This is a genomic window from Clostridium sediminicola (assembly GCF_050402865.1).
In the GTDB taxonomy this organism is placed as follows: Bacteria; Bacillota; Clostridia; order Clostridiales; family Clostridiaceae; genus Clostridium_AF; species Clostridium_AF sediminicola.
The window spans coordinates 95,525-115,630 of record NZ_BAABMF010000009.1; the positions used below are offsets into that span (position 1 = coordinate 95,525).

Here is a 20,106-nt window from a genome sequence, read left to right on the forward strand (position 1 = left end):
AGTAGATGAATCTTGTACAAAAAATTATAATTAAATATGCAAGTACTTGTATAAGTAAGGGAAAAGTTGAAAAAGCATTAAAATTAGTTAAGAGCATTGAAAGTCTTGAATATGAAAAATTCTTTTATGAGGGAGTTTGTTACTTTGAGATGGGAAGTTTTTATAAAGCAAAGGAAAATTTAGAACATGCTCTATCTTTAAAAGAAGATTATAATTGTGCAAGAGTTTTATTTGAAATATATATACAAATTAAAGAATGGGATAATGCTAATGAAGTTATAAAAAATCATAAGAATAAAAAGGGTGTAAAGACTTTAATAAAGATTATAAAAGATGAAAACAAAAGAGAAAGATATGCTACACATAACAAAAACATTTATTTAGCTTTAAAATGTATAAGAGAGAAAAAATATGATAATAGTATAGCCTATTACCAGCAGGCATTAGGAGATGCTACTGATAAAGCTAATATATATAATCAAATAGGTGGTATATATTTAAATTATATAAAAGATAAACAGAAGGCAGAAGAATATTTTTCAATGGCTTGTAACATGAAACCTGCAAATAAAATTTATAAAATGAATTATGCAAAGGTGAAATTAAGCTAATCTAGGAAAGGAGGCAAAAGGGAATGATGAAAATAATCGTTTCTCCAGATTCATTTAAAGGAACAATGAGCTCGTTAGAAGTATGTGACATAATTGAAAAAGGTATAAATAATATTATGCAAAATGTAGAAGTTATAAAAATACCAATAGCTGACGGAGGAGAAGGAACTGTGGATGCTTTTCTTGAAGCTATTGGGGGAGAAAAGGTTTATGTAAGGGTAAAAGGACCACTTTGGGATGAAGTTGAAGCCTATTATGGTATTTTACCTGATGGCAATACTGCAATAATTGAGATGGCATCTGCCTCCGGTATTACTTTAGTTGAGGGTAGGAAAAATCCTTTATTAACGACTACTTATGGTACTGGAGAATTGATAATTGATGCGTTAGATAAAGGATGTAAAAAAATTATTGTAGGCATTGGAGGAAGTGCCACTAATGATGGTGGAATTGGAATGGCTGCAGCATTAGGTGTTAAATTTTTAGATATTAATGAAGATGGAATTGATTTAAATGGTGGCGGATTACAGCACTTAGATAAAATAGATAATTCATGTTTAATAGATGGACTAAATGATTGTGAAGTAATTGCTGCTTGTGATGTGAATAATTCTTTATATGGAGTTAATGGTGCTGCTTATGTATTTGCTCCGCAAAAGGGTGCCGATGAAGAAATGGTAAAATTATTAGATCATAATCTTAAAAATTATGCAGGTATTTTAGCTAGAGATTTAGAGATAGATATACAAAATGTACCAGGTGCTGGCGCGGCTGGTGGCTTAGGAGCTGGATTAGTTGCTTTCACCGGTGCAAAATTACAATCAGGAATAGATATTGTTTTGGATACAGTAAAATTTGATGAAGTAGTATCTAATGCTGATTTGGTAATTACCGGAGAAGGAAAGATTGATGGTCAAAGTTTAAGAGGAAAGGTTCCTATTGGTATTTCACAAAAGGCTTCAAGATATAATGTTCCAGTGATAGCTGTAGTTGGAGCAATTGGTGATGAAATTGAAGAAGTTTATAAGAAAGGAATAACAACAGTTTTTACAACTAACTTAAAGCCAGAACCTTTTGAAAAAGCTAAAATTAATTGCAAAGAAAATTTGCTTAAAACAACTGAATCTATAATGAGATTAATTAAAATATTTAAGAAATAATAACAATTTACTGTAGAAATAAAATATATGTTTCTTATAATTTCTAAACAAATTACAAGAAATATATATTTTATTATATCTAATATTCACAAATAGTGTATAATATTGTAGAAACATTAAACATGTTAGGGAAAATTTAATAAAACTGTTTAAGTGCTTTGACTATTGGTCAAAGGTAATAGGGAATCAGGTGAAAATCCTGAGCGGTCCGGCCACTGTAAATGGAGAGCGATTTTTCAATAATGCCACTGGAATTTTCTGGGAAGGTGAGAAAAAGCTAAGATCCATAAGTCAGGAAACCTGCTTATACAGAGTAAGTATTGATCTTCCGATGAAAGATTGAAATACAAAGTGGAGAAAATTTATTTTTTTATGTAAAAAAGTTTTATTATACATAGAAATTTCTTGTTAAGCTTTGACTTTCATACGGAAGTCAAAGCTTTTTCTATATACACAAATAATAATTAGGAGGAAATTTATTATGAAAATTATCAACAAAATCGTTTCAGTATTTTTAATTTTAATGTTAGCAATAGGAATTGTTGGGTGTTCTAGCAATAGTAATAGCAATAACAATGTGGCAGAAGAAAACAAAAAAGAGAATACAGAAGAGATTGTCATTGCAGGCACAAGAAACATAGCACCTGGAGAGAAGGATGCTTATTATTGCAGTTCAGTACTTATGGTTTGGGAACCTCTTTTGACAAAGGCAGAGGATGGTAGCCCAGTTCTAAAGTTAGCTGAATCATATTCTGCTAATGAGGATTATACAGTTTGGACATTTAAATTAAATAAAGGTGTAACTTTTCATGATGGAGAAGTGTTAAATGCGGATGCAGTAATAGCTAATTTTGACAGAATGAAACTTGGCAAAAAGCCATCAAGTTTTTACTCTATGGATATAAACAAAACTTACCCGGGTTTATTAGAAGTTAATAAGACTAACGATTATACCGTTGAGTTAGTTTTTGAAAAAGCATTACCAACGCTTGATTTCGCTATGACTGATTTTGGTAGTGCAATGTTTAGTCCAAAAAACTTTGATGATGAAGGAAACTTTAATGGATTACCTATGGGGACAGGGCCTTTTAAATTAAAAGAGAATGTACTAGATGAGTATACAATAATTGAAAGAAATGACGAGTACTATGGTGAAAAAGCACTTGCAAAAAATATTAAAATAAAAGTAATATCTGATCCAGATACAAGATATTCTGCACTTAAATCAGGTGAAGTAATGGGTGTTATAGACCTGGGTGCAATTCAGCCTGTTATGGCAAAAGAGCTTATAAAAGATGAAAACTTTGCCATATCTTACAAACCAAATACAATTACTCATTATATTCTAGTTAATGGTAATAGATTTCCTTTTAATGATGTGAGAATGAGACAAGCAGTTAGTTTATTGATTGATAGAGATTTAATATTAGATAGTTTCTATGGAGGGCTTGGTTATCCAACTGTTAATGTACTTAATCAATCTACACCTTTTTATAAAGAATTCAAGATTGAGCATGATGTGGAAAAGGCTAAGTCTTTAGCAAAAGAGGTATTAGGGGACAAAAGAGCATCTATAGAGTTGATTCTAAAAAGTGGAGAACTAAATAGATACCCAAACAAAGAGGAAGCAGAACTTTTACAAAGCCAATTAGCTGAAATTGGAATTGATGCTAATATCACTATCCTTGATAGTGCAGCTTGGTCAGATGCGACAAAGTCAGGTAACTATAATATGTCTTTAAAAATTAAAGGATTATCTAGTTCTGAACCAAACAGTTTATTTAAGAGTATGATGCAAACAGATAGTGGACTTAATAAATCATGGAGTTTTGGTTACAGTAATACAGAGGTTGATGAACTTATAGCTAACGTATCTGGGGAATTGGATATGGAAAAAAGAAAAGAAATGTATAATAGACTACAAGAGATATCAGTTGAAGAGTTGCCAGCTATACCTTATTTTAATGATGTAAATCTTATAGCATATAACAAGAAAATAGAAGGTTATGAAGCTTTAAATTATGGAGTATCTTTAGATAAAACTAAGTGGGCTGAGTAATGATAATATATTTACTTAAAAGGCTTATAAGTATAGTTCCTGTACTTATTGGAATAACTATTTTTGCATTTTTTATTGGAATAATTTCTCCAGGTGACCCTGCATATATGTCACTTACTAGGGATAATATAACAGAACCAACAGAAGAAGAAATAATAGAAAAAAGACATGAATTAGGTCTTGATTTACCTATGCACACCCAGTATTTTAACTGGGTGTCAAAGGTGGCAAAAGGGGATTTAGGAGAGTCCATTTATACTGGTGAAGATATATTAGGAGAGCTCTTACGACGTTTACCTATGACGGTTAAATTATCTCTTAGCTCCCTTTTAATCACAGTGATTTTTGGACTTGGGTTAGGTGGTATTATGGCAATGACAAGAGGTACTGCTATTGATAAGATATTGAGGAGCATATGTACATTTATAGTATCTGTACCTGGTTTTTGGATGGCTATTATACTTATAACTATTTTTGCAGAGTTCTTGCACCTTCTGCCTACTAGTGGGTATGAGGGTGTTAAATCTCTTATATTGCCGTCTATAGTTCTATCTTTAAGCACTATAGGGACATCTGCTAGGCTTGCAAGGGCCAAGTTTATAGGAGAACTTTCTAAACAGTATGTTTTAGTTGCTGATGCTAAAGGGCTTAGCAATAAGACAATTGGATGTGTCCATGTTTTTAGAAACTCTCTAATTCCTATTGTTACTTTTTTTGGAATGTATTTTGCAGGAATATTAGGTGGCTCAAGTGTAATAGAAACAATTTTTTCGCTACCAGGATTGGGCAGTTATGCTATTGAGGGGATTTTTAGTAGAGATTATTTTGTTATTCAAGCATATGTTCTTATAACTGGAACGATTTATGTTTTATGTAACCTATTTATTGATATTTTATATTTTATTATTAATCCTAAGATCAAACAAGGGGAGGGATTGTAATGAAAAATAAAGATATGATAATACCCATAGTAATTCTAAGTGTTATTGTTATTATTAGCATTCTTGCTCCATTTATTTCCCCGTATGACCCTGAAAAAATAGATATGGCAAATAGGCTTACATCATATAGTAAAGAGCATTTTTTAGGTACTGATTCTTTAGGAAGAGATACTTTTAGCAGGGTAATACATGGAGGAAGAAAATCTATTTTGCTTGCTTTTCTAGCTACAATAATATCTATGATGATTGGTACAACTATTGGATTTTTTTCTGGTTATTATGGTGGCAAAGTAGATATGGTAGTTACTACAGTTTCAAATGTATTTTTAGGGATTCCAGGCATTAGTATTATGATTGCATTTGCTGGTGCGTTAGGACCTAGTATGAAGAGTTTGCTTATAGGAATTGTAGTTAACTCATGGGTTGGGTTCTCACGTATTATTAGAGGAGAAATTATGAATGTTAAGAATGAGTATTTTATTGATGGATTAAAGAGTTTAGGGGCTAGTGATTTTTGGATTTTTATAAGACATATCATTCCTAATTTATCTGACAGTCTTATTATTTTATTTGCTTCCCGTATAGGTTCTGTAATATTAAGTGTAGCAGCATTGAGTTATCTTGGTCTTGGCTTACAACCCCCTGAGCCTGATTGGGCTATTATGATAAGCGATGCTAGACCATATTTTAGGAGTAATCCAATGTTAGCTTTAGCACCTGGGACCTGTATTGTTATTTTTGTTTGGTGTGTTCATATTATTGGAGATAATATAAGGGATAAACTAGATGTTAATGGAGGCATAAATGACAACCTATAATATTAATATAAAGAATCTTAACGTTAAGTTTGCAACTAGATTTTCTGGTATTGAAGTGATAGAAAATATTAATGTAGATTTTGCATTTGGACAAATAACAGGGATAGTAGGGGAGAGTGGTAGTGGAAAATCTGTGCTAGGTATGTCTATTTTAAAGCTTCTTCCTAGCACTGCGACTGTTACAGGAACTTGTATGTATGGAGGTAAAGATTTATATAAATTAGACAGAAAAGAAATAAAAAAGATAAAATGTAAAGATATCGGATTAATTGCTCAAAACCCCATACAAGCTCTAAATCCTGTATTAACAATAGGAAAACAACTTAAAGAGCCCCTTATAAAACATCTTAAAATGAGTGGTAAAGAGGCTTACGGTATTTGTATAAAACACTTAAAAGAATTTGGTTTTGATAATGCTAATGAGATTATGAAAAAATACTCTTTTCAATTAAGTGGAGGTATGAATCAGAGGATAATATCTATTATGGGACTTATCTGTAAACCTAACTGGATTATTGCTGATGAGCCTACAAAAGGACTTGATTCCATATTAAGAAAAAGTGTATATGAAGTTCTATTAAACATCAAAGAACATTATACAAAGAGTATGATTATTATTACACACGACTTATACTTTGCTAAAAAAATCTGTGATAATATCGTTGTGATGCATAAAGGTGAGATTGTGGAAGCAGGAAAAATTCAGGATGTTTTTAACAGTCCTAAGCATCCTTATACAAAAGGGTTGATAAATGCTACTCCACAAAATGGTATGATACCCATACCAGAAGGTATTAATAAGAAAGAAAAATCTGGTTGTAAATTTTATGATAGATGCACTAGCAGCAATATAAAATGCGTAACTGATAGAATAGATATGAAAAGATTAAATGATGGTAGACTCGTGAGGTGCAAATTATATGATTAAGATAAAAAATGTATCTAAGAGTTTTAAACAAGGGATTTTTAATAATTTTCTTGCAGTTGATGATGTAACGATAGAGGTAAAAGAGGGAACTGTCTTTGGCATAGCTGGAAATAGCGGCTGTGGAAAATCTAGTTTAGCAAGAATAATAGTAGGACTTTTAGACAGCTCAAAAGGCAGCATAGAAATAGATAGTAGAAAAATTCAAGGGTTAAAAAGAAAAGAAATCAGCAGACAGATTCAGATTATTTTTCAGCATCCGGAAAGTTCTCTTGACCCTAAAATGAAGATAAAAGATTCCCTTTTAGAACCTATGAGAATTAATGGTCTATATACAAAAGAAGAGTCTGAAAGAAGGATAAGAGAGTTAATAGCACTACTGAGTTTAAAAGATACTCTTTTTGATAGATATCCACATCAGATAAGTGGGGGAGAAGCTCAAAGGGTTGCAATTGCAAGAGCATTATCTCTTGAACCAAAAATAATTGTCTTTGATGAGCCTACTTCAATGCTTGATGTTTCTACTCAAGCTAGTATTCTTAAGCTACTGAAGGAATTACAAAATAAATTAAACCTTACATATATAATCATTTCTCATGATTTAGAAGTATTAAGCAAGGTATGTGACCATATAGCTATAATGAATAAAGGGAGAATTGTTGATAAGGGCAGGATAGATGATATTATGAAAAATCCAAAATCATCATATACAAAAAAACTCATAGAAAATTTTGAGTTTTTTAATTAGGGGTGAATAATGAATTATAGTAACTTTATAGAGATTTTAAAAAATGATTATGGTGTAGATTTTAATGAAGTTTGGAAAAAGGCTATACATTGTAAGGGTGAAAGAAATAGAAGCAGAGGCTTTTTTGATGAAGTTGAGGCAGAATTTTGGAAGGATTATAGTGAAAAATATGATAAAAATCCTTCTCTTTATGACTATGCCCCTCATACATTTGATAAGCTCCTTAGTATTGTAGGGGAGAATAAAACTTTACTGGAGTTTGGATGTGGTACGGGTAAGTTTACTTTACCTATGTCGCATAAAAGTGAGAAGATAATTGCAGTGGATTTTTCAGAGCATATGTTAGAAAAGATATCAAATAAATTGAAAGCTAATAAAATTGATAATGTGGTATTATTACATAGTAAATTTGAGGACATTGATATAGATAAAGTGGATAGTATATACTGCATCAACGCTAATTATAGGATTATTAATATAGAAAGTGCCCTTAAAAAGATGAATAATATGGCTAAAGAAAATGTAGTCATAGTCTGGACAATGCAACGGAATATATACGATGATATCCTTAATAAAACGGTGAAAAAGGGGATCGAAAGGTGTCAAGAATATATTCATCTTGTGAATATTTTATATGAAATAGGCATAGACCCAAATGTAGAGATACTAGATGTTAATAAGCCTATAGAAATTCAGGATATTCATGAGAACTATAAAGAAATTAAAACCCTTTGTGAGCAGTATCAACTACCTTATGATTTTGTAAAGAAGGAGTTTGATAATTGTATATACTATAAAGATAACCAGGCAATATATAATTGTAAATTAAAGGTTGTTTATATTCATTTTGAGCCTTGTTTTTTATACTAATTTAATTAAAATGGAATATTTAAAAATATAAAAAAGATTATTCCAGTTGAGTATATGTCCATGCTAAATATATTTGCAATAAATACAGATGGCTATGCTAATACAATGGCTTTTGTGTCACCAGAAAATGATGATTTAAGTCAGTGGAGATTAGTGATAGATTTAAAAGATGCTCTAAATACTGATGGTACTTTTAATGAAGAATTTACTAAAACGGTAGTACATGAATTTGCACATGTAATTACTCTTAATAAGACTCAAATGCAAGATTTAAATAAAGTTTCTGAAGAAGGTTCTTTTCAAACCCAAGAGGGGACAACTTCAAAAGAATCTTATATTAATCAATTCTTCCAAAAATTCTGGGAAGATATTTATCAGAAGGAAATGCAATAAAAGATCAAAAAGTTTTATTTATGTATCAATTTGATGAGTTTGTTAAGATTCGTAAAGAAATTAGAAAAAAACTTGGGGTTAATATAATTTTACAGCAAACGTACGGATTTCATATTAATTTCACAGAGATTACACATGGAAAGGTTATACTAAAGTTAATCAAAAAAAGGAGTGGTTTTATGAAAAAAAAATTAATATTAATTTGTATGGTGGCAACATTAGCATTAACAACTGCAACAACAGCTTTTGGTTCAACATCTGGAAAAAAAGTGAAAGATGTAAATAATATAAGACGTTTTCAAAAAATGAACATAGAAGAAATTGCAAAATTAAAGGGCATGACAGTAGAAGAATACAAAGCTGTAATAGCAGAAAAAAAGGCTGAATGGAGTAAAATGACTGATGAACAGAAAGCAGAAATGAGAGAGAAGAAAATTGAAGAGATAGCTAAGAAAAAAAATATGACAGTGGATGAGTATAAAGCAGAACTGGCAAAAGCTAGAGTGGAAAAAGCACAGTGGTTTAAGATGACTATTGAAGAAAAAGCAGAATTAAAAGGAATGACAGTGGAAGAATTCAAAGCAGAAATGGCAAAATATAAAAAAGAAAGAAAAGAAAAATGGGATAGTATGACTATTGAGGAAAAAGCTAAACTAAAAGGTATGACAGTCGAGGAGTTTAAAGCTGCTATTGAAAAGAAGTAATAAAATGATAAAATATTGAATATAAGCAATATATAATAAACTGCTGTACTAACGGCAGTTTATTGCGCTTTATATAGATTAGGGGGAAAGTTATAGCTGACAGTAAAGGAGTAAGAATTATGAAGAACATTTTAGTGATTGAAGACGATAAAAGAACAAATGAAATTGTATGTGATTATCTTGAAACGGAGAATTATAATGTTTTTAAGGCTTATGATGGATTAGAAGCTCTTGAGCTATTTGAAAAAGAAGATATAAATCTTGTTATTTTAGATATTATGATGCCTAAAATAGATGGATTTTCAGTATGCCGAAAAATTCGCCAAAAATCCGATGTACTTATTATTATACTAAGTGCTAGAATAGGTGAAGATGATAAATTAATGGGTTTTGAATTTGGGGCTGATGAATATGTAACAAAGCCTTTTAGTCCAAAGGTGTTGGTTGCGCGTGTTAATGCGCTTTTAAAGAGGAACATAAAGACTGTTCAAACAAATGATTTAATTGCTATTGGAGACTTGTGTGTTGATAAATCAGGTTATAGGGTAACAATAGAAAAAAAAGAAATACACATGACTATAAAGGAATTTTCATTATTACAAAAATTGATAGACAATAAAGGAACAGTTTTGACAAGGGATAGACTTATAAAAGATATATGGGGATATGATTATTTTGGTGATGGAAGGATTGTAGATACAAATATTAAAACATTGCGTAAAAAGCTTGGAAAATACGCAAAATATATTTACACCGTAATAGGTGTGGGGTATAAATTTGAGGTGAAGAATGAAAAAGACACTAGCTCTTAAAATGTTTTTAATGATATTCTCTTTAATTATACTTACAATAACAGTAATTATAACAGCGCAATGGTTTTATTTTAATAAATACTATGAAACACATAAAATTAATAGTGTTATTAGCAATATTAACAGTTTTACTACAAAATTTGAAGATAATAAATGGGATTATGAGACTGTAATGATTGAAGGAGAAAAATTCTCAGCTGATAATACATGCAATTTTAAAATAAAATATTTTGATAGAAATGACCAAGTTGAAAATAGGTATATAGTGGTTGTATATGATGAGGAAAGAAATTTAAAACAATTTTTTATATCTGAAGAAAACTACAATAAAACTCTTAAGGGAATAGAAAAAGGTGATTTATTCAATTTAAAGGGCTATACTAATGATACCAATACTTTAAGAGTGATGAAAATAAATGACAAGGATATAGGAAAAATTAATACAAATAATTTATTACAGGAAAATTATTTTGAAGGTAAAGTTGTTTTTGCAAAAGCAGCTTTATATTCTAATTCATCTTATGAGTATAAAACAAGAAAGGAACTATCCATCCCAACTAAAATTTCTAAAATTAAAGATGGGGTTAGATATGTAATTACAAGTATTCCTTATTCAAATTATAAGGAAGTCAATTTTATAAAACAAGTGAGTATAGGGAATAAAAAGATTGCTCAAATATATGTTAATACATCCCTTCAATCAATAGAAGAAGCATCTTCAGCTTTGATGAGCTTTTCACCGTATTTATTAATATTTGCTATTGTTATTTCTGCAATCATGTCATTTTTTTATTCCAAAACTGTATCAAAACCTATAATAGAGGTTGCTAATGTAGCTAATGAAATGGCTAATATGAACTTTAGTATCAAAACAGATATTATTAGGAATGATGAACTGGGTATACTTGCAGGGAGTATTAATACATTATCTGAAAAATTGCTTAGCTCAATAAATCAACTTAAAACAGCAAATAAACAGCTAGAGAAAAATTATGCTGAAAAACTTAAACAGGAAAAAGTGAGAAAAGAGTTTATAGCTAATGCATCACATGAACTTAAAACTCCATTAGGAGTAATAAAAAGCTTTTCTGAAGCTGTACGAGATAATATAAAAAAAGAAAAACGTGAGTATTATATTAGTGTAATCCTTGATGAAGCTGAAAAAATGGATGAGTTAATTATTGAAATGCTTCAACTCTCAAAGCTAGATGAGGAAAAAATAATATATATTAAAGAAAAGACGGATTTAGAAGAAATGATAAAGGGAAATATTTCAATATTTAAAGAGGATTTATTGGAATATAAAAACGTAAAAATTAAAAGCATAGGCAAATTTCCTAAAGTAAATATTGATAAATCTAAATTTGAGAAAGTTATAACTAACCTTTTGAGTAATGCAGTGAAATATTGTAATAATGATTCTGAAATTATTATAAAAGGAACTTCAATAAATCATAAAACTAAAGTTGAATTTTTTAATGAATGTACATCTTTTACAGAAGAACAGTTACAACGTGTTTGGGATAGATTTTATAAAATAGATATTTCTCATAGCAGAGAAACTGGAGGAACTGGGTTAGGACTTTCTATTGTAAAAACAATTTTGGAAGGTCATGGTTGTGAATACGGAGTAGAAAATACAGATTATGGAGTTGTTTTTTGGTTTGTGGTTTAAATCAATTAGAATATGAACCAGTAGAGATTTGAATCTACTGGTTCAGTTTTTGTTGTTATTTAGGAACTTAAAGGTTTATAGGTACATCCACAAAACTTAAGAAGAGCTTCATTGAAAAGATGTATATGGACTTTTTCATCGAGTATAATTCTTTCAAGTATTTCTTTTACGTATGGGTCTTCAATAATGTTTATATGCTTTTTGTATTCTTTAATAGCTTTGTATTCTGAATCAATATCTGCTTTCAATCTTTCACATAATGTTGTACCATAATAGACGAAACTTCCATTCCAAGGCATCATACATGTGCTATAAGAGCCTCTTATTACAGGGTTACCACCCAGTTTTTTTATCACATCTGCCAATATTTCCATATGCAGCATTTCAGTAATAGCTGTATTTTCTAAAAGTTCTCCAAGTTCTTCATCAGTGTCTTTAAAGAAAAAATAATGATAAAGGTATTGACTTATTGCAGTAAATTCACTTACTAAACCTGCATAATCATCCATCAAGATTTCTGCATAGTTTATATTTGATTCAAGAACTTTTACTTCCGGGTAAGGGGAAGGATCTGAATACTTATCTCTTTTATGCATTTCATAATTAATTTTGCTAATAATAATTTCCTCCAATATAAAATACTACTATATAATATATGATTATTTACAAATTTATTACTAAATATTTTGATTTTTTATTAGTATATTAATGTGAATTTAAATGATATATAATATATATAGAAGGGATGATTTGAAATAATAGGTAAATATCCTTTAATAATGATCACTACAATTGTAAGTATAGTTATATTACTAATTGTAGAAGTGTATGTTTTAATAATTAGGAAGAAAAGGGGAAAATATTACTTATGATAAAGGTACTTGCGATAAATTCAAGCAATAGAAAGATGAATACATATGGTCTTATTGTACAATTGAAGGAGATTTTACAAAGAGACAATATTGATGTAGAAATAATAAATTTATTTAATTACGATATAAAAACCTGTATTGGGTGTGAACATTGTTTAGTTAAAGGAGGGTGTGTGTTTAAGGATCAGGCTTTTGAGATTATGGAGAAAATAAAGTCAATGGATGGCATAATTTTAACTTCACCAGTTTATTTAGAAAATGTATCTGGTAAACTAAAGACATTTATTGATAGAACTTGTAGTTGGTTTCATCGCCCGGATATCTATGGTAAGCCGGTTCTGGTTGTATCAACAACAAAGGGCTCAGGCTTAAAACCAACTTTAAAGTACTTAAAAAGAGTGGTTATTCAGTGGGGTGGTTTTTATACAGGTAGTATAGGAAGAACTATTAGGAATATAGATAATGAGATAGAAAATAGTGAATGTGAAAATTTTGTAAAACATCTTCGTAAAAATAAGGAAAATTATAAACCTTCATTTAGTGCTCTTATAAATTTTCAAGTTCAAAAAGTTCTTGCATATAAATTGATAGGTTTAGATAGCCAGTACTGGATAGAAAAAGGGTGGAATGATGCTCCATATTATTTTAAATGTAAAATAAATATTTTTAAAAGATTTGTAACAACAAGTTTTGGTAAATTTCTAAATAAAGTTGTAAATAGTTGAATATATTAAAGCAAACAACACAAATATAAAAAATAGCTGTATCATAAAAAGTATCTACAGCTATTTTTATTATTTATACTATTCGAAGATTATGGATTGCAGATTGTAGGTGGCTCACTGTTATTACAGCAATTTTTAATAAAATATGTCATTAAAAAAATATTGGTGATAATATTGTATATTTTCGTAATTAAAAAACACAACCTAGTAGATAGGTGAATCTACTAGGTTTATAAGATAGTTTATTACTATTAATTATTGTTTAAATACCCCTCTTTTTCTGCAATTTTTAAAGCATCAGCTTTTTTTGATACATAAAATTTAGAGTAAATTTTTTTCATATGAGTTTTTATAGTATTTGGGCTTAAAGATAAAATGGTTGCAACTTGAGTATAAGTATTTCCTTTAGAAACAAGTCTTATCACTTCTATTTCTCTTGAGGTAAGTTTTTCAAAAGTATTTATTGTTGAATTATTTATATTAGTACAGCTAGGTTCAAATTTAATGCAGCTTAAAACTTGTCTAAATATATTTTTAATTAAGTATATGTTTTGTGGTTTGTATCCGCCTGTTTTTTCAATATATAAAATAGATACAAGACCATTATTTTTGATAATAGGCAAACAAATTAATGTCTTATCTTTATTTAAGTAGTTATTGAAATTTAAAAACAAATTGTTATTTTTACTATTATCAAAACTTATAAAGTCTTCATTTGTTCTACAACAGAATCTTATAATTTTAGCAGGAATTTCTCCAATATTATCAATACTTTTCCCAACAACAGCAGATGGAATATTTTTATCGAAATATTCAGCAATAATAAAATCATCATCTTCTTCATGAATTAGATATATTTTATCAGTGATTAAATCACTTTTAAGAAATTTAACAAAAAATTCAATTATATTTTGATTTGAACTTCTATTTGTATCTTCCATAAGACCATATAACTTTAGAAGATTTCCTGATGTATCAAATATGGTTTTATTAAAATAAGTTTCCATTTTTTCACTATAAGACTGATTTTCAAAATTATCATTCATTAATAAAACCTCATTTTTTTGCATATGAAATAGCTTACCATAAGCACCGATTTTATTAAATAATTTAGTAGAAGATAAATAATAATCTGTTGCTTTTGACTTTAATTTGTTTTCCATAAGATATGAAGAAGCAAATTCATTTGCCATAGCTTCAATTAAAGTAAATTTATTTTTTTTGGCACTTTCAATTGATTTATTATAATTAAGCAAAGCACCATCACTTACTTTAAATACTCTATCATATTCTGCCAATAGCAGAATATACCTACACTCATAATTGGAAGGATTATGATAGGCTGCTTTTTTTATTATTTTAAGGTGCTTCTTTAGTCTTGATCTATATTTGACTTTCTCAAATCCACTAAATTTATTAAAATTCTTTAAAATTAGAATACAGTCGTAGAATAAAGTTCTTATATATTCGATATATGTTTTTTGCTCACCAATCTTTTTTATTAGGATATTAGAAAGGTGAAGCCCTGTAGTGTATTCACCATAAATTGTAAAAATTATAACTATTAGCATGTTCAAATTAAAAGTCTGTTCAATATGCTCTATTTCATTAATATTATATGCAAATAAACCTTTTGTTTTTTTTGTATCAAATGGATAATTTTGCAACAGTTTTACATACAATTGATAATTTGAAATAGCACTAATTTGCATAGATAAATTATTCTTAATTGTAAAGTTTTTGTGATCTTCACAAGTATTATATAAAATCTCTAGATTATTACCTGAAAAGGATAAAATTTCATATATCCCTATCATACTATAACTTACAAAAATAATATTATTACATTTTTCACCATCTATAATTGCAGTTTCACAGTGATCTTTACTTTTTAAGTAATGAAAATGTTTATGAGAAACAAAAACACCTAATGTATAATTAGAAAAACTTGAAACCATGCAATCGTTATTGTTATCTAAAAGACTTTTTGATACATTGTATATTTTCAATCCTTTTTCATAATTATTAAATATATAATAATAAATAACACTAAGTCCTGCGTAATAAATAGAAGCTAGTTTAGAATTACCATTTTTTATAGAATGAATAATAGATTTTATAGTAATATAAGCAAATAAATTTTGATTTACTAAGAAAGTACATGGAATAACATAAAGAATAATATTCATTTGTTTTTCGAAAATAGAGTCTTCTGGAACATTTAGGTTTAATAAATCATCCTTAGTTTTATTTCTGAGAACCCATTTTAAATTTATTAATTCCTTTAGTAAAAAAAGTAAGAGAAGCTTATTTCTTGGGAAATAAAATTTTAGTTTTGATAATGCTTTCTTACCATAATCAATAGATAACGAGTAATTTTCGTAATTTAAAGATATCTGTAACTTAAGTGTATACAAATCTGATAGTTGAAAATCAGTTAATTTAGTGAAAAATAATGAATCTATAATTTTTTCGGATTCACCTAAATTACCCAATAGATAATGCATGTTTGCTTTTTCAAATAAAATCGTAAAAGATAATTCATTCTCTTGTAAATCTATATCTTTATAAATAGAATAGGCAAGATTTAAGTAATTTAGAGCTTGGCTAAAATAAGCTATCATTTTAGACTGTTCTGCAGCTAAGATATTAAAATTACAAATTCTTTTTAATAGTTTTAAATCTTTTATATCTTTAGTTGTCTTATTAATAAAATAGATATATTTTAAAATATTTTTATCAGTTATTTCTTGGTGGTGTAAATGGTAAAAACCAACTTTTACATCTATTTCTTCTAAGATATTTTCCTCAAACATATTTAATGCAGCAGTATATACTTTGTCGTGAAAAAATCCATATGAATTGCTACCTTTATTTATTATAATTCCTTTATTAATAAGTATGTTTAGACTTGATTTTAGTTCAAATTCATCAAAGTGAGTTAATTCTTTTAGATATTCTAAAGTGAAATTAGTTTTAATACAAGTAATATATTTTAATATATTTTTATCATCTTCACTAAGAGTATGAAGTTTATTGAGAATTAATTGGATAAGTTCATTGTTTATTGTTATTTCGTGAATAAATAAATCTTCAGTTATACTAAGATATTGATTATTTTCGTCCAAAATTATCAATCCATTGTCATATAGAAGTTTTATAAGTTCAGTTAAAAAATAGGGATTTCCTAAAGTCTTTTCTTTGAGATATTTAGCTAATAGTTCCAAATCGTTTTCTTTAAAAGTAAAATTTTGGAGTAAAAATTTTTGGATTTCCTCTATAGAAAAATTTTTAAGTTCTAATTCTTCTATATCATATAAAGTATTTATACCATTAATAAAATTATTAGCAGCTTTATTATCTTCAAGCTCATTACATCTATGGCTTAAAATAAAAAGTATATTTAAATCCATAATTTGATCATAATAGGCATCTAAAAAGGAAATAGTTTCCTTATCTGCCCATTGCAAATCATCAATAAATAGTACTAACGGTTTTCCGTTTCTTGAAAAGATTTTTAGAATATCCATAAAACTATTTTGGAGATTAGTGGATAGGTTTGAAAAGTCTAAATTTTTAACAGAACTATTTATACCATAAATTTTTCTATAATTAATTGATACATTGGCTAAATATTTGCTATTAGATGATAGACCTTTTGAAATTTTTTCTTTCCAAAAAGAAAATGATTTGTTATTTTCGCAAAGAATTTTGGCAAAAAGGATATCTAATATTGAAATAATACCGTAGTAAGGAGTATTTTGGATATTTAAATATTTAACGTATCCAAAAAAAGCTTTTTCTGTAATTTCTTTGTACAATCCTTTGGTAACTAAACTAGTTTTACCTATTCCACTTTCACCTTTTATAATAATAACTTTACTATTTTGGTTTTTTATATATTCAAAAGAGTCCTTTAGTAGTTGAAGTTCAGATTGTCTGTTTATAATATTGTTAGAAATAAATTTGTTATCTTTCATAGCATCACCTTTAATTTTGATACATAATTATATCATAAATTACAATTTTCTTGAAGAAAATTGTATTATAAAAGTTTAAATACTATAAATATGATGGTGTTATTAAAGAATCAATGTAATGCTTGTTAATTTGAATTCAAATTTTATTTAAATTCAAATTAACAAAAAATCACCCATTTTGGGTGATGAAAAACCTTATGATTTGGTGTAATATAGTTATATTCAATACACAATTGTGAGTTATACAGACGAATAAAAAAGAAAAGAGACGCTATTTAATAGCGAGTATTGAAACTGTAAGATTATGACAAAGCATCACTAGATAAACCAAATAGGTTAGTATTTGTTATATGAGAATAATTGAATTTTTGAAATCGTAAGGGGTGTTGTTAAGTGAAAGAGTTAATTTTGAGAGCGAAAAATGGAGATTCTCAAGCTATTCAGCAAATAATAAAAAAATATACTCCGTTAGCAATTAAGGAAGCTTCTAAGTATCATATACCAGATTATGAGTTTAAGGATTTGGTACAGCATTGTTATTTAAGTATTATAAAGGCAATAAAACTTTATAAAGTAGGCACAAATCCTTTTGGTGATTATGTTACTATATCAGTTAGAAATAATATGGAGGAATTTGTAAGGCATAAAGTAAAACATAATAGAGAGAGACCTATGAGTTATGATTTAAGAATGAATTCTACAGAATATTTATTTACTATTGAAGATCAAGTCATAGCATATGAACAGATTAAGACATTAAGAATATAATTGAAAAAAATAATAGAAGTAAAAAATAGAATAAAATTTGGCGCATTTGTGAATTTTTTTAAGAGTTTTTCACATACTAAAGTTGTTAGAAACTTTAATTAAAATTTTACTGAATTTATGGAGGTAATACTATGCAAGGAAAAAATGCAAGACAAAACGTTCAACAAGTATGTGATGAACTTGAAACATGTAAATCTCAATTAAATCAAGCGATTAGCACAGTGGAAAAACCACAAAACAAACAAAAAATTCAACAAACTTTAAATGCTGTGGAAGATGCTTGTCAACAAGCTCAAAATACTATATCAAATTATCAAGAATAAAATATTAAAAGAGACTCCTTTGAGTCTCTTTTAATATTTTAATGATTTAAATTGTTTACAAGTATATCCAGTAATATCTTTAAATACTTTACTAAAATAATAAGGATTAAGAAAACCAACCATTTCAGCTATTTCGTACATTTTATAATTAGTTTCTAACAAAAGTTTTTTGGCTTTTTCAATTCTATATTGTATTAAATAGGTGCTAAAATTAATTCCTGTTTCTTGTTTAAAAAGTACACTAAGATAACTTTTGCTTATTTCTGCATGTTCGGAAATATCGGATAAAGATATATTGTGCTGATAGTTTTTTTTGATAAATTCAATACTCTTATAAACGGCGTATGAATAATTATGGATGTTATTATGTTTTTTAGCATGTAGCATCTCAGAATATAAGTCTAAAACATATTGCCTCATATGATCGAATTTTTTAAATTTGTTTATATTACTATAATTAAATCTATCGATTTTTTTAGAAGTGAAATCACTTAAGTTAAGTTGTTCAGCTAATATTTTTCCATAACTCATAAAGTCTCCTAGTGTATTTTTTACAAGATTAATTTTTTTTATTTTCTTTAAATTATCGAATATAGAGTTTATATAATTAGCTAATTCAGTTTCATCATAAGTGATTAAATATTCATTTAATTGTTGTAATGATACATTATAATCAATTTTGAAATCATTGTTAGTGTTTTTCGTATAAATGGTAATTTTATTGTTATCAAAGAAATTTTTTTCATGAGCAGTTTTAGCTTGTACAAATAATTTAGGAATTGAGTTAATATTAGATTCCATTCCACTAACACCTATATACATATCAACATCAAGAAATTGTATTATATTTCTTTTTAAAGAATCTATTAGATTATATATTTTTCTCGTTGAATCTACTACATTGTTAATTTTGGGGAAATTTAAAAGGTATACTATGTTATCATTAACAAATGTAATATACTTATTAATTTGTAAATTATCAAAAACATTATTTGAAATATTATAAACAGTGTTTCTAAATGTTGAATTCTTACCATAATAGTGATAACCTTTACTTACATCTTTGTAGATAGAACTATAAACAACTATAAAATCAGCATATCTAAACATTTTTTCATTCTTCATATTAGTTTGAGCTACTAAACTATCGTTTCCATAAAACATTTCATATAGATAATTTTCTATGAAGTTTATTGAATCAGAGGATTCATTGGTGGTATTAATTTCTTCACAAACCATGTATATTTTTTCCTTATCTATTTCTTTAGATAACTTGTTCAAAATCTGTAATAAATTTTCACTAGTTAAGTTAGATTTTAGAATATAGTCTGATGCTCCAAGTTTAATAGCTTCTTTAGCATAATTGAAGTCATCATAATGTGTTAAAATTATAGATTTTAGATTTTCTTTTTTCTTTTTTAGTGTTTGAATTAAATCTAAACCATTTACAATGGGCATTTTTATATCTGTAATAAGGATATCTGCATTAAATTTGTCGAAAATCTCAATACATTCTTTACCATTTTTGGCTTCACCAACTACAATGTATCCATTTTCTTTCCAATTTATTGTTGATTTTAGACCTATTCTAACTAACATTTCATCATCAGCAATTAAAACTTTTTTCATAAAAGCACTTCCTTATAGGTTATCCTTAAGTTAAACAACATAGTATAATTATATTATTTTTTCATAATTAAGTAAATCCAATGTTAGTCGAAC

Annotated in this window: 18 protein-coding genes and 1 riboswitch; of the genes, 15 read left to right on the plus strand and 3 right to left on the minus strand. The window is 27.8% G+C overall.

The features are described from left to right. Positions 1–5: 5 nt before the first annotated feature. From ACQ3F0_RS15180 to ACQ3F0_RS15235, 12 genes are all read left to right on the plus strand, one after another. Positions 6–611, plus strand: a complete 606-nt coding sequence (locus ACQ3F0_RS15180) for a tetratricopeptide repeat protein (protein WP_428866170.1) — start codon at positions 6–8, stop codon at positions 609–611. Between the two features lie 23 nt (positions 612–634). Next, a complete protein-coding gene (locus ACQ3F0_RS15185; RefSeq protein WP_428866171.1) occupies positions 635–1,771 on the plus strand; it encodes a glycerate kinase in 1,137 nt (378 codons plus the stop codon). A gap of 134 nt (positions 1,772–1,905) precedes the next feature. After that, positions 1,906–2,093: riboswitch (cobalamin riboswitch) on the plus strand. A gap of 159 nt (positions 2,094–2,252) precedes the next feature. Beyond that, positions 2,253–3,830, plus strand: coding sequence for an ABC transporter substrate-binding protein (locus ACQ3F0_RS15190; protein ID WP_428866172.1), 1,578 nt, complete (start codon positions 2,253–2,255; stop codon positions 3,828–3,830). Continuing rightward, on the plus strand, positions 3,830–4,771 hold the full coding sequence (locus ACQ3F0_RS15195; RefSeq protein ID WP_428866173.1) for an ABC transporter permease: 942 nt from the start codon (positions 3,830–3,832) through the stop codon (positions 4,769–4,771). The genes ACQ3F0_RS15190 and ACQ3F0_RS15195 overlap by 1 nt, the downstream gene beginning before the upstream one ends. Further along, positions 4,771–5,589, plus strand: coding sequence for an ABC transporter permease (locus tag ACQ3F0_RS15200; RefSeq protein ID WP_428866174.1), 819 nt, complete (start codon positions 4,771–4,773; stop codon positions 5,587–5,589). Before ACQ3F0_RS15195 ends, ACQ3F0_RS15200 begins: the two co-directional genes overlap by 1 nt. After that, a complete protein-coding gene (locus ACQ3F0_RS15205; protein ID WP_428866175.1) occupies positions 5,576–6,517 on the plus strand; it encodes an ABC transporter ATP-binding protein in 942 nt (313 codons plus the stop codon). Before ACQ3F0_RS15200 ends, ACQ3F0_RS15205 begins: the two co-directional genes overlap by 14 nt. Next, on the plus strand, positions 6,510–7,262 hold the full coding sequence (locus tag ACQ3F0_RS15210; RefSeq protein WP_428866176.1) for an ABC transporter ATP-binding protein: 753 nt from the start codon (positions 6,510–6,512) through the stop codon (positions 7,260–7,262). Before ACQ3F0_RS15205 ends, ACQ3F0_RS15210 begins: the two co-directional genes overlap by 8 nt. A 9-nt stretch (positions 7,263–7,271) precedes the next feature. Continuing rightward, positions 7,272–8,132, plus strand: a complete 861-nt coding sequence (locus tag ACQ3F0_RS15215; protein WP_428866177.1) for a class I SAM-dependent methyltransferase — start codon at positions 7,272–7,274, stop codon at positions 8,130–8,132. Between the two features lie 60 nt (positions 8,133–8,192). Next, complete coding sequence (locus ACQ3F0_RS15220) at positions 8,193–8,525, plus strand: hypothetical protein (RefSeq protein WP_428866178.1); 333 nt, start codon at positions 8,193–8,195, stop codon at positions 8,523–8,525. Between the two features lie 179 nt (positions 8,526–8,704). Continuing rightward, the gene (locus tag ACQ3F0_RS15225; RefSeq protein WP_428866179.1) at positions 8,705–9,229 is read left to right on the plus strand and encodes a hypothetical protein; all 525 of its coding nucleotides are present in this window, start codon (positions 8,705–8,707) and stop codon (positions 9,227–9,229) included. Positions 9,230–9,348: 119 nt separating this feature from the next. Then, positions 9,349–10,041, plus strand: coding sequence for a response regulator transcription factor (locus tag ACQ3F0_RS15230; protein WP_428866180.1), 693 nt, complete (start codon positions 9,349–9,351; stop codon positions 10,039–10,041). After that, positions 10,019–11,716, plus strand: a complete 1,698-nt coding sequence (locus ACQ3F0_RS15235) for a sensor histidine kinase (protein ID WP_428866181.1) — start codon at positions 10,019–10,021, stop codon at positions 11,714–11,716. Before ACQ3F0_RS15230 ends, ACQ3F0_RS15235 begins: the two co-directional genes overlap by 23 nt. Before the next feature lie 59 nt (positions 11,717–11,775). On the opposite strand, the gene ACQ3F0_RS15240 is transcribed toward ACQ3F0_RS15235, so the two are convergent. Beyond that, positions 11,776–12,348, minus strand: coding sequence for a ferritin-like domain-containing protein (locus ACQ3F0_RS15240; RefSeq protein WP_428866182.1), 573 nt, complete (start codon positions 12,346–12,348; stop codon positions 11,776–11,778). Between the two features lie 236 nt (positions 12,349–12,584). On the opposite strand from ACQ3F0_RS15240, the gene ACQ3F0_RS15245 reads away from it, so the two are divergent. Next, on the plus strand, positions 12,585–13,313 hold the full coding sequence (locus tag ACQ3F0_RS15245; RefSeq protein ID WP_428866183.1) for a flavodoxin family protein: 729 nt from the start codon (positions 12,585–12,587) through the stop codon (positions 13,311–13,313). A gap of 251 nt (positions 13,314–13,564) precedes the next feature. Here the strand turns inward: ACQ3F0_RS15245 and ACQ3F0_RS15250 are convergent, their stop codons facing one another. Continuing rightward, positions 13,565–17,293, minus strand: a complete 3,729-nt coding sequence (locus ACQ3F0_RS15250) for a helix-turn-helix transcriptional regulator (RefSeq protein WP_428866184.1) — start codon at positions 17,291–17,293, stop codon at positions 13,565–13,567. Between the two features lie 393 nt (positions 17,294–17,686). Between ACQ3F0_RS15250 and ACQ3F0_RS15255 the strand changes: the two genes are divergently transcribed. Together ACQ3F0_RS15255 and ACQ3F0_RS15260 are read left to right on the plus strand one after the other, a co-directional pair. After that, positions 17,687–18,061, plus strand: coding sequence for a helix-turn-helix domain-containing protein (locus ACQ3F0_RS15255; RefSeq protein WP_428866185.1), 375 nt, complete (start codon positions 17,687–17,689; stop codon positions 18,059–18,061). Between the two features lie 131 nt (positions 18,062–18,192). Continuing rightward, a complete protein-coding gene (locus tag ACQ3F0_RS15260) occupies positions 18,193–18,384 on the plus strand; it encodes a hypothetical protein (RefSeq protein WP_428866186.1) in 192 nt (63 codons plus the stop codon). A gap of 30 nt (positions 18,385–18,414) precedes the next feature. On the opposite strand, the gene ACQ3F0_RS15265 is transcribed toward ACQ3F0_RS15260, so the two are convergent. After that, complete coding sequence (locus ACQ3F0_RS15265) at positions 18,415–20,013, minus strand: response regulator transcription factor (RefSeq protein ID WP_428866187.1); 1,599 nt, start codon at positions 20,011–20,013, stop codon at positions 18,415–18,417. Positions 20,014–20,106: the final 93 nt, after the last annotated feature.